At 49.8% G+C, this 14123-nt stretch carries 12 protein-coding genes and 1 pseudogene; 9 read left to right on the top strand and 4 right to left on the bottom strand.

The annotated features are described in order from the left end of the window. Positions 1–19 precede the first annotated feature (19 nt). Positions 20–796, top strand: coding sequence for an MBL fold metallo-hydrolase (locus KJS47_RS05705; RefSeq protein WP_213523555.1), 777 nt, complete (start codon positions 20–22; stop codon positions 794–796). Here the strand turns inward: KJS47_RS05705 and KJS47_RS05700 are convergent. Genes KJS47_RS05700 through KJS47_RS05690 form a run of 3 tightly spaced genes read right to left on the bottom strand, consistent with a single transcriptional unit; the run spans position 753 to position 4042 of the window. Further along, the gene (locus KJS47_RS05700; RefSeq protein WP_213523553.1) at positions 753–2237 is read right to left on the bottom strand and encodes a serine hydrolase domain-containing protein; all 1485 of its coding nucleotides are present in this window, start codon (positions 2235–2237) and stop codon (positions 753–755) included. The genes KJS47_RS05705 and KJS47_RS05700 overlap by 44 nt on opposite strands. A gap of 51 nt (positions 2238–2288) precedes the next feature. After that, on the bottom strand, positions 2289–3383 hold the full coding sequence (locus KJS47_RS05695; protein ID WP_213523551.1) for a HAMP domain-containing sensor histidine kinase: 1095 nt from the start codon (positions 3381–3383) through the stop codon (positions 2289–2291). Further along, entirely contained in the window at positions 3368–4042 is a 675-nt protein-coding gene (locus KJS47_RS05690) for a response regulator transcription factor (protein WP_213523549.1), read from the bottom strand. Before KJS47_RS05690 ends, KJS47_RS05695 begins: the two co-directional genes overlap by 16 nt. A gap of 190 nt (positions 4043–4232) precedes the next feature. Between KJS47_RS05690 and argC the strand changes: the two genes are divergently transcribed. From argC to KJS47_RS05665, 5 genes and pseudogenes are all read left to right on the top strand, one after another. Further along, a complete protein-coding gene (argC, locus tag KJS47_RS05685; RefSeq protein WP_213523546.1) occupies positions 4233–5177 on the top strand; it encodes an N-acetyl-gamma-glutamyl-phosphate reductase in 945 nt (314 codons plus the stop codon). 123 nt (positions 5178–5300) lie between these two features. Continuing rightward, a pseudogene (locus tag KJS47_RS05680) lies at positions 5301–5871 on the top strand (dihydrofolate reductase family protein). A gap of 178 nt (positions 5872–6049) precedes the next feature. Beyond that, positions 6050–6844, top strand: a complete 795-nt coding sequence (locus tag KJS47_RS05675; protein ID WP_213523544.1) for a Cof-type HAD-IIB family hydrolase — start codon at positions 6050–6052, stop codon at positions 6842–6844. Positions 6845–6922: 78 nt separating this feature from the next. Further along, positions 6923–7447, top strand: a complete 525-nt coding sequence (locus KJS47_RS05670; RefSeq protein ID WP_213523542.1) for a hypothetical protein — start codon at positions 6923–6925, stop codon at positions 7445–7447. Between the two features lie 187 nt (positions 7448–7634). Continuing rightward, the gene (locus KJS47_RS05665; protein ID WP_213523540.1) at positions 7635–8231 is read left to right on the top strand and encodes a GNAT family N-acetyltransferase; all 597 of its coding nucleotides are present in this window, start codon (positions 7635–7637) and stop codon (positions 8229–8231) included. Positions 8232–8745: 514 nt separating this feature from the next. Here the strand turns inward: KJS47_RS05665 and KJS47_RS05660 are convergent. After that, positions 8746–12000 carry a hypothetical protein gene (locus KJS47_RS05660; protein WP_213523538.1) on the bottom strand — a complete coding sequence of 1085 codons (3255 nt, stop codon included), beginning with the start codon at positions 11998–12000 and terminating at the stop codon, positions 8746–8748. Between the two features lie 484 nt (positions 12001–12484). Between KJS47_RS05660 and KJS47_RS24005 the strand changes: the two genes are divergently transcribed. From KJS47_RS24005 to KJS47_RS05645, 3 genes are all read left to right on the top strand, one after another. Next, positions 12485–12997, top strand: a complete 513-nt coding sequence (locus KJS47_RS24005; RefSeq protein ID WP_249716269.1) for a hypothetical protein — start codon at positions 12485–12487, stop codon at positions 12995–12997. 93 nt (positions 12998–13090) lie between these two features. Beyond that, positions 13091–13489, top strand: coding sequence for a YkvA family protein (locus KJS47_RS05650; RefSeq protein ID WP_213523536.1), 399 nt, complete (start codon positions 13091–13093; stop codon positions 13487–13489). Positions 13490–13653: 164 nt separating this feature from the next. Next, on the top strand, positions 13654–14052 hold the full coding sequence (locus KJS47_RS05645) for a hypothetical protein (protein ID WP_213523534.1): 399 nt from the start codon (positions 13654–13656) through the stop codon (positions 14050–14052). Positions 14053–14123: the final 71 nt, after the last annotated feature.

Raw genomic sequence — 14123 nt, 5'->3', positions numbered from 1 at the left:
AGAATGAGGAGGGATAGGCATGGTGAAATGTCATCTACTTGCTATCGATTTTGAATATAACGGGCAAAAACAACGAATTGTCCCGATCCTTTTACTAGATGAGAGCGAGCGGATTCTCATCGACTGCGGCTATCCCGATTTTATCCCCCTTCTTGAAGAAGCGGCCGGCAAACACGGTGTGACTCTTCATTCGATGACCAAACTGATCGCGACGCATCACGATCTGGACCATATGGGATCACTTGCCAATTTGAAGAGAACCTACCCGCAAATCGAAATCGTCGCCCACGAGCTGGAAAAGCCGTATGTGGAAGGAACGAGCAAGTCCTTACGGCTTGAGCAGGCAGAAGCGACATGGGACGCTTTGCCTGCGGAAGCCAAGCCGGCAGCGGAACAGTTTATTCGGCTCCTGCAGTCGATCGAGCCGGCGGTTGTCGATCGGACGGTATCGGACGGGGAAGTGCTTCCTTGGTGCGGCGGCATAGAGATTGTTCACACGCCTGGCCATATGCCGGGACATATCTCCTTATATTTGCCGTCCAGCAAAACGTTACTGGCGGCTGACGCCGTCGTGATCGAAGAGGGCCGGCTCAACCTCGCCAATCCGCAGTATACGCTGGATCTGAAAGAAGCCATTCGCTCCGTGGAGCGGCTGCTCGACTACGACATCGAACAGCTCATTTGTTATCACGGCGGCCTCTATCAGGGAAACGTTCGGCAAGCGCTCCTTCAGGTCCTTGAACGTTATAAGCCTAAAGGAAGCGGCGGGACGCCCCCGAGTGGCCGTTTTTTATAGTTCGAACATAAACGGTAAAATAACAAGCCAAATGCACCATATTGACCAGCGACCAAACTGCAAGCCATAGGATGGGAGATGACAAGGTAGTCCAGATGCCGAACCAAGGCACCACTCGTCCTCCGCCGATCAATGTCATCAACGGGGAGAGGAACAAGAGAAGAAGGAGCGGAATCAGTCTACCGGCCGTTATCCGAAGCAATCGGCGGAACGTTAGCCGTTTGTTCCTCCGACGGATGCGAAAATACCCATACACGCCCCATACGAGCGTAGCGAGGATAAGTGCAAGGATGATCGTTTCCATCGTTCGGCCATTCAGCATAGAGGCTTCAGGCTTTTTCCCTTCCATAATAGCCTTGAGCCCATCAAGAAAGGCGGAGTAGTTCACAAACGCGTTCAAACCGGTAGAAAACTGAACCGCGATTCCGAGCCGCTCGTCCAAATAAACCCGTTCTTCCGCCTTGTATGTCCAAAAAATGCCGCTGTGGGAGATGGTCCGGCCGCCGGATTCGTCCTGGCCGGCAAGCCAGCCTATACCATACGGACCGGTGGCACCGGCAGCGTGATAGTCGTTCATCAGCTCGGGAGATAGAAGGCGGCCGCTGTACTGCGCAAGCATCCAGCGGGCCATGTCCTCCGCGGTGGACACAATGCCGGCGGGGCCTTCCACGAACCAGAGAGGCTCCGAGTGACCGACAGGACGTCCCAGAATCGTGTAATGTCCCTGCGGAATTGCCTTATTCTCATCGATCTGCTGTGTCGTGCTGACACTGTAGGTATGGGACATGCCTAGCGGCACAAAGACATGCCGCTGCAGATAATCCGTGAAGCGCTCTCCGCTGACGCTTTCCACAAGGCTCGCGAGCAGCACGTAATTGGGATTGTGGTAGCTGTAGCTGGTTCCGGGATCATGGGCAAGCTGCACGTCGTTTAATAACCGGGTTGCCTCCTGCAAGGTCTGAAATTGCGGAGCCCGCGTCATATCGGGATTTACTGTATCATTCAGCCCGCTGGTTTGATTCAATAGATGGCGGATCGTCATGACGCGAACGCGGGGGTCCCGTGGCGACAACTCTGGGAAGTAAGAAGCGTAAGCCGCATCCAGGCCGATTCGGCCTTGCTCCGCCAGCTGCAGGACGGCCAGAGCGGTAAAGGACTTGCTTAACGAGGCGATCGGAAGCGGGGTGTCGCCCGTTATTTTTCGGCCATCTGCGAAGGTCCCGTAGCCCTTTGCGTAGAAGACCTCATCGCCCGCGGAAATCGCGACAGAAGCACCCTGGATATGGTTGGCCTTCATACTCCGGCTCATGTACTCGTCGATGTTCCTCAGGATTTCTGCGCGGTCTCGGACGTCCACAGCGGATACGGACTTCGCCCACGCAGATACGAGCAGCAGCAAGCAACTGAGGGCCAACCCTATTCTTTGCAGCATATTCATCATTCCAGCATCTCCTTCTCTTTTTCTAGATAAGGAGATGCTAACGCATAATGTTCAACTTTTTTTCAACTCCACCCCAAACTTTGCCGTCACGCATCCACCGCCTTGGGGACTGTTGTCGAGCTGCAGGCTCCCTCCATGAGTTTCACAGAGCACTTTGCAAACGTAAAGGCCCAGTCCGTGATGCTCGGTCGCCTCCCACACCTCTCCGCGGTAAAAAGGAAGCATAGCCTTGTGCACTGCTTCGTCCGAGAAGCCGGGACCGTCATCGGTGACAATCATCTGCAACTCGTCTTCCTGGAGGACATAGCGGACGTTCACCTGACTGGCTGCGTATCGCACCGCATTGGCCGCCAAGTTCTCAAAAACCCGCATGAGGACATGGGGATCCGCGTATAGGACGGAATTAGCGTGTTCCATGGAACTGACGAAGCGCTTGCCGAGCGGCCTTGCGAGTTGTTCAGCACTGTCGTTCAGCATAGCCGCGAGCGAGTGCAGGTCCGTCGGCTGGCGGTGCACCGGGACGTCCTCCAGCTTCTGAATCGAGCTCATGGCATCCGCATAACGCTCCAGGCGCACGATGTGGAGGTTGATTGTATGGATCAGGTCCAGCACCTTTTCTTCCGATACTTTCTTCTCGGGCAAATAGGCGGCGAGAAACTCGCCGTATCCTTTCAACACCGACAGAGGTGTCCTCAGATCATGGGCAAAAATCGCATTGAGCTGCTTGCGCTCCTCGGCCGAGCGCCAAAGCGTCTTGATGGTGGTTTCCAACTGCGCGCGCATCGTTTCAAAGACGGCGACCAGCTCACCCATCTCGTCCCGGCTGTCATAGGAGACGCGGAAGTCCAGATTGTTGGCCGATATGTTCTCGGATGCTCGTTTTAATAGCTCCAGCGGACGCTTTAATTTCCATCTATAAAACAAAACGGCCATCGTGACAATTCCCGCGGCCACGGTGAGCAGCACCGCCGCGACGAGGGAGGGCAGCATCCACTCCGTATCGCCGAGACGAAGACGCAGGTACTCAACCCAGGCGAACTCCAAAGTGATGACCACCAACACGGACATGAGCGTGAGAACGCCTAACAGGATGAAGGCTTGCAGCAAGGTCAGCCGCTTGAGCAGCCCATTCAGGAGCTTGGCCATTTGTATCCGACTCCCCAAACGGTTTCGATTCGGTGATCGCAGCCGTATTCCTTCAATTTGGAGCGAATGCGGCGGATATGCTCCGCAATCACGCTGCTGTCGCCCTCCTCGTCCAAACCCCAGATCGTTTCGTAGATGCGGTCCCTTTCGAACACCATGCCGGGATGCGTGGACAGCAATTCGAGAATGGCGAACTCCTTCTTGGCTAGAGGAATTCGTGTATCCCGGCAGTAAACCTCCCGGGCCGTATAGTCAATGACCAGATCCTCGCTAAACTTCACCGATGCTTTGGTTTGGATTCTTTGTTCCCTGCGTAAATGAGCTTCGACCCTGGCGCCCAGCTCGTGAATGCTGAACGGCTTCAGGATATAGTCATCGCCTCCGGCACGAAATCCGGCTAGTTTATCGGCATCCTCGATTCGAGCGGTTAAGAATACGATCGGGCACGAGACGTAGTCTCGAATTTTCTCGCATAAGGCAAGACCATTCTGCCCGGGCATGTTGATGTCAAGCAAGATGAGATCGGGCTGCTGCTCCACTTTGCGCAGCGCCTCTCGGCTGTCCTTGGCTGTCATGACGAAATACCCGTTGATTTCGAAGTAATCGGTCAGCAGCTTCAGAAGATCCGCTTCATCATCCACAATCAGTAATTTAGGCATCTCTGTCCTCTCTCGTATCCCAACGTTGCACTCAGCATAGCAAATCGGACTCTGGCACACCAAGAAAAACTTGCGATACTGGGAGAGGTCTCTTCCCGCGGGAATCACTCAGCGCGAAATATGATTGAATAAATATACATTAAAACGTATGATAACTCATATCCCTAAGCGAGAAAAGGAGAGGTGGACAATGAACTACAAGGTATTCGTGGATGGTCAAGAAGGGACAACAGGTTTAAAGATACATGATTCCTTATCCAAGATTCCGAACATAGAAGTTCTCAAAATTGAGGCGGATAAGCGAAAAGATTACGAAGCCCGTGAGGCTTTATTAAACGAAGCCGATGTCGTTTTCCTCTGTCTTCCGGATGCCGCTTCAAAGGAGTCCGTATCCATGGTAAGGAATAAAAAGACTAGGATAATTGATGCAAGTACGGCATTCCGGACCAATCAGGAATGGATCTATGGATTGCCGGAATTACATAAAAAGCAAAGAGAGAACATCAAACAGTCATCCAGGGTATCGGTCCCGGGATGTCATGCGACCGGCTTTCTTTTACCTATACATCCATTGGTAGCGGAGGGAATTATTCCCCGGGATTATCCAATGTCTTGTTATGCGCTTACCGGGTACAGCGGCGGAGGCAAGAAGCTTATAGCGGAATACGAGAACTCGAATAGAGAACAGCTTCGTGCACCAAGACACTATGCGCTTAGTCTTAACCATAAGCATCTTCCAGAAATGCAGCTCTATTCCGGGTTAGAGTCAGCCCCGCTTTTTACTCCGATCGTCGGAAACTATTATCAGGGGGACGCAGTTAGCATTCCGCTCTTTCCTAGATTGTTTACGAAAACGATGACGGCAAGGGAGATTCGGGACCTGCTTGCCTCTTATTATCAAGAGGAACGTTTTGTTCAAGTGGCTCCCTTCGATTCCGAGGCCAATCTTGAAGATGGTTTCTTTAATCTGATGCAGCGCAATCACACCAATTATTTGGACATCTTTGTGTTTGGTCATCAAGACCAGATCTTACTTGTTTCCAGATTTGATAATTTAGGCAAAGGGGCCTCAGGTGCGGCGATTCAAAATATGAACCTTATGCTTGGGTTTGACGAAGGTACAGGACTGGAGTAGGAGTTTTTGTGTTTGTTGCGCTAACGGGGAGGTTAACTTAGCAATCCATAATAAACGGCTTGAACGGAAACGTTGTAAACTATAGTTAGGGAGAGCATGCTACATAACAAAGGAGAACTGTAAATGAGAAAACTTGTGTTATTTTTGCATTCCTCGCTTGACGGTTTTGTAGAAGGGCCTAACGGCGAAATGGACATTGGCTGGATTTCCTACGATGACGATTTGGCAAAGCATGCGAAGTACTTTCTGAGTACGGCCGACACTGTCATTTGGGGAAGGAGAACTTATCAAGGTATGCACGGGTATTGGCCAACCTTCGAACCCATCAAGTACACAGCATGAACTGGAGCATGCGGAGTGGATCGATAAAACAAGGAAAATCGTTTTTTCCACAACGCTAGAGAAAGTCGAGTGGAACAATTCTAGACTGGTGAAAGAGAATGTAAAGGAAGAGATCATGCGTCTTAAACAACTGCCAGGCAGAGATATGATCATCCTCGGTAGTCCTAGGTTCGCGCACTACCTTATGGAGCTTGATTTAATTGATGAATATAAGATCACGGTTTCTCCTGTCCTGATCGGCAAAGGATTGCCGTTATTCCAGGGCATCCAAGAGAAGACCCATCTTAAGCTTATCGAGAGTAAAACGTTTGATTCTGGGGCCCTTGGTCTCGTTTACCAGGCGGTTAGATGACCTGTTTCGTAGATTAGAACGCTTAGATGAGCTCAATATTCAACCAGCTCCAGGCTACCGATAGGAATCGGCAGTCTTATTTGCGGTAACGGGCAAGCTGATACAACTTTCTGTTGACGATATCTTAACGAATTGGTATTCTGTTACCAATTTTGCTTATTTTATGGGGAGGAGACAGATGCCTAATATTCAGGCAATTGTACTGGACTTGGACGGAACCTTGCTCGGTAGTGATAAATCGATCTCTCCGAGAAATTATCAGGCTGTTAAAAGATGTTTTGATTCTGGAATTCATATTATTATTGCGACGGCGAGGCCGCCCAGAGCGGCTAATCAATTTTTGCAGAAGTTCCCTTTTGTCGACTACATGGTTTATTACAACGGTGCTTTAGTTACATGCAAATCGAAGCAATATGAGAGGCACATTAGTATCCCTATGGAGATTAGCCAACAGATTAACAAATTCATCGAACTACGATTACCTCAAACGATCCTCTCATACGAGGTTAATGATGCATGGTATACGTGTCGACCAGTTCCCGACTCCCAATGCGCTTCATTAGGGATCCGCTTGAATGACCCGAAGCCACAGGTTGTGGATGAAGATTATATTAGTTCCCTTTCCCCGACCAAAATCTTGGCTCTAGGTTGCAGCACATGGAGGGATATAGGCGAGCAATTCGGTGACCATGTGAACGTAATCTCAACCGATAAAGGAGTATTGGTCCAAATCATGCATAAATCGGCCTCAAAGGAAAAAGCCGTTCAATGGGTGTTGAGCGAGATCGGCGTGAAAGCAGAAAATGTAATGGTATTCGGGGATGATTTTAACGATTTAGGTCTATTCCATATGACCGGATTTCCGGTTGCAATGGAAAACGCAATCATGGAACTTAAAAATTGTGCAGCCCACGTGACCGATTCAAATGATCATGACGGTGTTGCCGTAGCAATTGAGAGATTCCTGATGTAATCGTTCTTGGCTGCTGATAGGAATCGGCAGTCTTGTTGCATAACAGGCAGGTTTGTGGAACTGTCAAGGAGGTGTAGGATGAAGGAACTAACAAAAGAGGAAGTACAACAGATGATTTCCTTAGGTAAACCCATAACAAATTCCTCAATACAAAATCTTGACTTATACAACAAAATGCTTTTTGAAGGCGAAGAAGTTAGAACGCCAGTGATATTTGAGTCATGTTTTTTAAGCAATGTTGATTTCGCGATTCTTCAATTCTATGAAGAAGTAGTGTTTCAAAGATGTAAAGTTATCTCGGCAGGCTTTCACGGGGCATATTTTTATAAAGGAATAGTAATCGAAGACTGTGAATTTCATGACACTTTGTATTTTGATTGTGGCGGTCATAATGAAAGTCCACATCTCGTGAAGATTAATCAAACGGATTTTTATGGTTATGTTGATTTTTTTGATTCGTGGTTTATGGGTCCAGTCGAAATTATTAATTGTACTTTTCATGCCGGAACAAACCTTTTGTGTGATATGAACGATTTCGAATTTCCCCCTTTATTAGTAAACAATTCTGGCAACCTTCACCTTGAGAATGAGCGTGGTTACTAAGCTAACGAGATACGAATGTACAACTAACGAAGGTCTATAGCTCAATATTCAACCAGATCCAGGCTGCTGATAGGAATCGGCAGTCTAATTGCGCTAAAGGGCAGTTTCCATATAAACAAAGAATACCAACAATAAGTTTTTATTCTGGTTACAATTTCTATGAGAAAACGTGTTTGGGGGTCAACCAATGCAAAATATAGATTACAGCAATTATTTTTGGCAAGACGAAGTGATAAGATTGCGCGCCATACAACCAGAAGACTGGGAAAACCATTATAGGAATCGTTTCGATACACCTGCACGTCGCCTTTTAGAGTATGCGGTTGAATTGCCTCCTACGATTTCAGAAGCTAAAGCTTTTGCGGAGAGGTTTTCCGAATTTTCATCCAATCGTCTTATGTTTACTATTGAAAACTTGAATGGTGAAAACGTTGGAGGAGTTAATCTGAACAGTATTGATGAAAGAAATGGAACGTTTAGCATAGGAATTCAAATCGACAGGAATTATCGAGGAAACGGTTATGGCACCAGAGCAATACATATACTCTTAAAGTACGCTTTCTTTGAGCGTAGACTTAATAAATTTAATAATTCCGTTCTTGAAGGGAACGTCGCCTCAGCAGCCATGCTTAGAAAAGTGGGATGTGTTCAAGAAGGGGTCCGTCGCCAAGTAGTCTACACCAATGGAAGATACTACAATTCCATTTTGTACGGGCTAACAAAGGACGAATATGTTGAGCACCTTCACAAAACTAACGTATTACTTAATCAGGGAATAAACTAACGGAGAACGAAGAATGTGCAATTAAAGTAGGTCGTTAACTCAATAGTTATCCGGATCGGACGGCCGCTATGAAATGACAGTCTTATAGAAAAAAATCCGGGAAATGAATAGTTTGCGAACCGTCCTCTTACTAATGAAGGTCGATAGCTCAATAATCAACCGGATCCAGGCTGCTAATAGGAATCGGCAGTCTTATTGCGCTTACAGGCAGTTTATTAATTAGTGGTCATTCAATGCGAAGAAAATGTATAGTTGAACCGTGGAATGTAAAGAAGCAGTTTATTCGTGCCTGCATCTAAACATAGATAAAGAAACATTAATTGAGACGAAATGTTTGGCCATAAGCTTATGAGGCTTCTCTAGATGAATCTTAACCTTCGCTTAACTGATCTTGACCTATCATAGGGCTAACAAGGGGATGGGGTTGACATATGAACGCGCACTCTCTCTTGAGTGCGCGCTCCTTGTTTTCCCGTGCAGCCCTACCAGGCTAAGCTTCCGCCATCCGGGCTCTTCACAGATTGCCGATCAGCTTGAGCAGGATGCCGGCTTCTTCAGTCGAGAACTTCTTGCCGTTTAATGCCTGCAGCTCATTCGTCAAGGCATGCAGGGTGCCTTCCTTGCTTTTATCGCTGCCGCGCTTCTCCGCTTCTTCGGCGGCCTTCAACTTGGCGAGCAGGCTGTTCACCACCGATTTGTCGTAGGCAAACTGGCGGATAAGCTCGGAAACCCCGTCGTAGGTTACCGCGATTTGGAACGTAAAGACAGCGGTAGTAACGTTACCGGCCTTATCCGAGGCGGTAACCGACACTTCGTGCTGTCCCGGGTCCAATCGATACGCCGGCTGCTGAAGAAGCGATCCGGTGCATGTGCTGCTCTGCAGCCCGGAGAGGGCATCGGAGGCGGTGCAGCCGATATAGACGGCCTCCTGGACAGAGTAGCTCTGTTGTCCGGTGAATTGGACGACCGGCGCCATCTTGTCGATGTGGACTTCGAAAGTTTGAGGGATTTCCTGGATGTCCGCCGCGCTTGTGGCGGAATACGTTACCGTAGTCATCCCTTCGGCGGTAATCGGGAATTGGACGGTGGCACCCTTAACCGTCGTGCCCGGAATCGATTGTGCTCCTGCGGCGGAATACGTAATGGATGCAGCACGTTCACTCGTGATTGCAACTTGCGCGTCCTGGTTGAGCCAACCGTTCGCATTAGGAGCTGGAGTGATGGAGGCTGCCGATATAGGCGCTCTTGTGTCTTTGACTGTCAAGAAGAAATCGTCGTAGTAGGCGACAGCTATGTTGTACCGGCTCGTCACAGCGATGAAACGGGCGTAGGCCGCATTGTCGGGCGCCTTTCCTTTCAGCGTGACGACCTGCCATTGGGCAAGTCTTGATTCGTCAAGATGGATTTCCTGCGTCGTGATGGTGGCGTCGTTCTTATCGAAATAGCGGAACATAAAGCCCGGCTGGCCAGATTCAATATACAGATTCACGCCGGCTTCATATTCCTCGCCCGGCTTCACGGGAATTTTGTCGCTCTGGACGGCAACGGATCCGGTGCGGGTCGTATCGACTGTCTTCAGGCTCTTCGCTCCTGAAAAGCTGCGCTCTCCGCTTACTTCAAACCAATAGTCTTTGGTGGGCGCGAACAGAGCGCTCCATCCCGGAATCGTTGTGCCGGTCACCGGCTCCTCGAATCCGGCATTGCGGACGGGAACCGGGATGCGGGGAGGCGGCTGCACGATCTCGCCGTCCACGACGATGCGGTACAGAATCGTATTCGTCGCTGAATCGGTAAAATACAGGTTGCCGTCCATACCAAGGTCGAACCGGGACGTATCCGCCAGCGTACGGAATTCCAGCGTATCGGGATCGATAACGGTCAGTTTGTTGTTGAACAGGACGTACAGCACACCATCGGCTGACCAGCGGAGGGGATGATGGGCCCACTGACTGAAATTCAACTTCGGATAGATTTTCTTGCTCTTCACAATCTGGTAGGTCTTGGGATCGAAGGCGAAGATGTATTCGTATGCCGCGCCCCAAATCAACCCGTCCGGTCCTACGGAAAGATCCCCGATGAAGATCGGCTTATTCAAGCCGGGAATACGGAGCGGGAATTCGGCGATCTTCTCTTCCTTAACGGCATCCCAAACGAAGATTTTGGCCTCTTCTTCCGTCGGTTCGGAACCAAGGCCGCCTCGGATCGTGGTAGACCCGAAGATCTTCCCGTCCAAATAAGCGGTGCTAAGCACGCTTTGGTTGCGGACGACGTTGCGGTGTACTCTGGTTTCTCCGGTTGCTGGGTCGTACACGGTTAAGGATCCACCGAGCGTGCCATACCCGGAGATGGTTGAGATGTACAGCTTACCCCCGCCTTCGGTCATGTTGACCAGCCGTTCCTGATCGTCGCCAAGCACCGCCAGCTTCTTGGGATTCGATGCTCCAGGGCTTTGGGTCAAATCATATTCGTGCAGGCTGCCTTCCGGGTAGACGCCCAAATATACCTTGTTGCCGATCGGGTAGACGCTGTCCGCCTGGCCGATGCTGAACGGCTGGGTCGTCTTGTCAGAAAGGTTGACGAGCGAGGATCTGGCCTGCGAGCCGGTCGTGATGAGTTGAGTCGGAGATACGCTTGCCACCCGGTTTACCACTCCGGGAAGTCCGGGTACGATCGGCGGATATTCGTGGACCTTCTTCGTTTCAATGTTCATCAGTGTCACGCCGCCGTCATAACGGACGGTCACAAGTGTCTTCCCGGGGAAAGCGGGATTGTTCGGAATTTCCACCCAATCCGCCCCACGCAGACCGGTCCCGTATTCCATTCCCGTCAGCTCCACCGCATGCGTCTGGAGATCAAACGTCTTTAGCTTTTTGTCGGACATGTAATAGATTTTGCCATTCAGGGAATCGGTCTCGTGGAGACCCGTTACGTTTTGCAATTCCACGTCAAGCCAGGCTTGCGTCAGGGTATCGTAAAGATAGCCTTCTCCGGGAACGCCGCTTCCGTCCGTATAGCGGGCGAACAAATAGCGGTCATCAATTGTATCCAGGTCATACACGGTATCGTTCTTCACTTTCGCCTGCAGAGGAACCGCAATATCCGTCTTCTCGCCCGTCGCCAGATTGACCCGGACGATTTGCTTATGCGCGGTTCCGGCATATATATTGCCGCCCTGGTAAGCGATGGAGCGGACGTATTCCTGGTCCATGTTGCCGATCATGCGGCCGTAATCCTTCGTCTGTTTCGTTGCGGGATCATACTGGTATACCTTGCCTCCGGGGTATGTTCCGACGTATACCCGTCCCTGCTCATCGGTAGTGATGCTGTTTGGCACCGACTGACCGTCAAATTGTGCGACTTGGGTAGCAACGTGGGTGACGGGCGAATAGCTCCACAGCCGGGCTCCGCCGCCGTCGGCAGCCAGGAATAGCGTGCCGTCGGGTGCAACCGTATGCGCCCAGGAGCTTTCCGACGGAGCGATGGGGATGCTGCGAAGCAGCTTGTAATCCTCAATGTCAATCACGTTGAGAACGCCAGGTTTCCCTTTGGCGGTCGTATACATGACATAGTGTCCGTCCTCGCGGCCGACAGCGCCGTTGAAGATGGCCACTGTGTAGTTGTTCGGAACGAGCAGTTCTTCCGGAGGACCGAACTTCTTCTGAGACAACTTGCTTCCTTCCGCTGCTGAAGCTGCAAAACCAGTCCAGCTTGTCATAAAAACGATCAAGCACATCATGACCATCGTAATGCGTTGTTTGTGAATACGCATGCTTTACCTCCTTTTGATGAACGACAGACTCAACCAATTGCAACCGCTTTCAAGAATGGATCGGAGATGCGGCCTCCTTTCGTGTTCAGGCTCAAGGGAAGGGGACAAGGTATGTATGTTCTATGCTGGTATCCTTATGGTGCACATTTTAAGGAAGTACGTGGATGGTGTCAACGGACTATTTGGCTATTTTTACAATTGTGGTATCTATGTGGTGTCTACGAACCGGTGCTTCACTATAAATCCATTCTTTGTCTTGTTGTTGCGGAGGGGCTTTGTCTGGCCCGGTGCCTGGTAATACACACGCAAGCTACTCCGCTCCCCTTGCAGGTTCGGACAGGCATCCTTCGTCTTCCCTCTCCCCTAAATCGCCTGACCCGTACAGGCACGGATAGGCGTTCGCCCACTTAGACCGAAAGTAATCGCAACGTGGAGGTGGCTGTACGTGCCCGGACTGATTTTCCGTCATAGCCATCTCCGCCGCATGGCGCAAGGGCATGCGGATTCGCGCAATATGCTGTTCGAGCACAACCTCAGACTCGTCGCCCACATCGTCAAGAAATCCTTGAGTATTCTCTTCGCTATGGGTGCGTGCGCTCTCGTCGCTGGGATCATTCGGGCTCGCAAGATCTCCCTGCACGAAGCGCTTGCCGGCCTTCTGCCTCTTCTTTTACTGCTGATTGTGGGCAGCGCCGTTCTGTTCCAACATATTAGCTATTTGTTCTCCCTTGCCATGCTTGGGATTCTGGGTGTCGCCCAGCTGGATAGGTACCGGATCGGAAGGTGGATGGCATCGACTGTGGTCGGCACAGGAATAGTGCTTCTGTATGCTCCTGTATGTTGGTTGATCTATGTCCTGTTCATGTTGCCGTTCACCCCGGTGGTAGTCGCGATAAGCGTCATTCCGATCTCGATAGTTTCCGCCGTGTTAGTGGCAGGACCGAAAGATGCCGCAGGAAACTATTCTGAAGGGAAGCAGCCCAATATAAACGGATGATAATCTTCTCGCGGGAGGGGAATACGAGTTGTTGAACAGCAAGTTGACTTGCTTCATAATGGGGGAGAAGTGGATTCGCGGAGGGATAACAGCATGAGCCAAGGTACCTTTATAGGGAAAGCCAGAGAAAAAGCCAGAGAAATCAAACGCAACATTTTTGTTCTATTTCTTGCCTATAAGGACCCTAGAGTTCCTTGGTATGCAAAGTTATTTACTCTGTGCGTTGTATCCTATGCTTTCAGTCCCATCGATTTAATTCCAGATTTCATCCCTGTTTTGGGGTATCTCGATGATCTAATTCTTGTCCCATTAGGAATCACGCTTGCCATTAAAATGATTCCAAAAGAAGTCATGGAAGATTGCTATGAAAAGGCCGAGGAGATAAGAAAAAAGGGGAAACCAAAGAATTGGATTGCCGGTGCTCTCTTCATCGGCATTTGGGTTTTGGTGGTTATTTGGGCTTTTAAGGTCTGTTATAGATTGTTTCAATGAACATGAAGAAACGGTAGCCATTGCAATGGCTGCCGTTTTCTCAACCAACAGGCAGTTTTCTTTGAGCCTGGCAGGCGGAATAGCGGAATAGCCTGAATAGGGATATCCCCATTTCGCCGCGAATAAGAATAGAAATCTTAGTAAACGCGTAGAGGAGGGCGGATATGGAAACATTCAATGAGCAGCAATTGCTTCTCAGAATTAGCTGGATGTTCCTTCTTTTAACTGGAGTCGGGATCCTTATCTTTGGCCTATTAGTTGTCGTGTTTCCACGGATTGCAGGTCCTTATGATTTGGGATTGCTGCGGGCGCTTGGCTTGGCAACGACAGGAATGGGACTTTTCGGTACCGTGATCACTCTCATGTCGTTCAAAAGAAAAGAAAGATGGGCATGGTTTCTACTCTGGTATTACCCCATCTTCTGGATAGCGCATTTGGTGGGCGGATTACCACCGGGAAACGATCATATCCATCAAGTTGTTTTTATTGTCATTTCTCTCCTGGGATTGATGCTTCCTTTTAGACAATTCTTCCCGCGGAAAACCGTCGAGTCTCAACGATAAATCGTCTAGTGACACGTTATTTGGGTTCTGTCATTTAGCTAACGAAGGACGATAACGCAATATTTAGTTCT

This window comes from Paenibacillus sp. J31TS4 (genome assembly GCF_018403265.1).
Taxonomy (GTDB): domain Bacteria; phylum Bacillota; class Bacilli; order Paenibacillales; family NBRC-103111; genus J31TS4.
Note: the sequence above shows the minus strand (reverse complement) of the source record. Positions and strands in the feature narration are given on the sequence as shown.

Coding starts and splice junctions, on each gene's coding strand:
- KJS47_RS05705 (WP_213523555.1), top strand. CDS start 20: ATGGTGAAATGTCATCTACTTGCTATCGATTTTGAATATAACGGGCAA.
- KJS47_RS05700 (WP_213523553.1), bottom strand. CDS start 2,237: ATGATGAATATGCTGCAAAGAATAGGGTTGGCCCTCAGTTGCTTGCTG.
- KJS47_RS05695 (WP_213523551.1), bottom strand. CDS start 3,383: ATGGCCAAGCTCCTGAATGGGCTGCTCAAGCGGCTGACCTTGCTGCAA.
- KJS47_RS05690 (WP_213523549.1), bottom strand. CDS start 4,042: ATGCCTAAATTACTGATTGTGGATGATGAAGCGGATCTTCTGAAGCTG.
- argC (WP_213523546.1), top strand. CDS start 4,233: ATGAACTACAAGGTATTCGTGGATGGTCAAGAAGGGACAACAGGTTTA.
- KJS47_RS05675 (WP_213523544.1), top strand. CDS start 6,050: ATGCCTAATATTCAGGCAATTGTACTGGACTTGGACGGAACCTTGCTC.
- KJS47_RS05670 (WP_213523542.1), top strand. CDS start 6,923: ATGAAGGAACTAACAAAAGAGGAAGTACAACAGATGATTTCCTTAGGT.
- KJS47_RS05665 (WP_213523540.1), top strand. CDS start 7,635: ATGCAAAATATAGATTACAGCAATTATTTTTGGCAAGACGAAGTGATA.
- KJS47_RS05660 (WP_213523538.1), bottom strand. CDS start 12,000: ATGCGTATTCACAAACAACGCATTACGATGGTCATGATGTGCTTGATC.
- KJS47_RS24005 (WP_249716269.1), top strand. CDS start 12,485: ATGGCGCAAGGGCATGCGGATTCGCGCAATATGCTGTTCGAGCACAAC.
- KJS47_RS05650 (WP_213523536.1), top strand. CDS start 13,091: ATGAGCCAAGGTACCTTTATAGGGAAAGCCAGAGAAAAAGCCAGAGAA.
- KJS47_RS05645 (WP_213523534.1), top strand. CDS start 13,654: ATGGAAACATTCAATGAGCAGCAATTGCTTCTCAGAATTAGCTGGATG.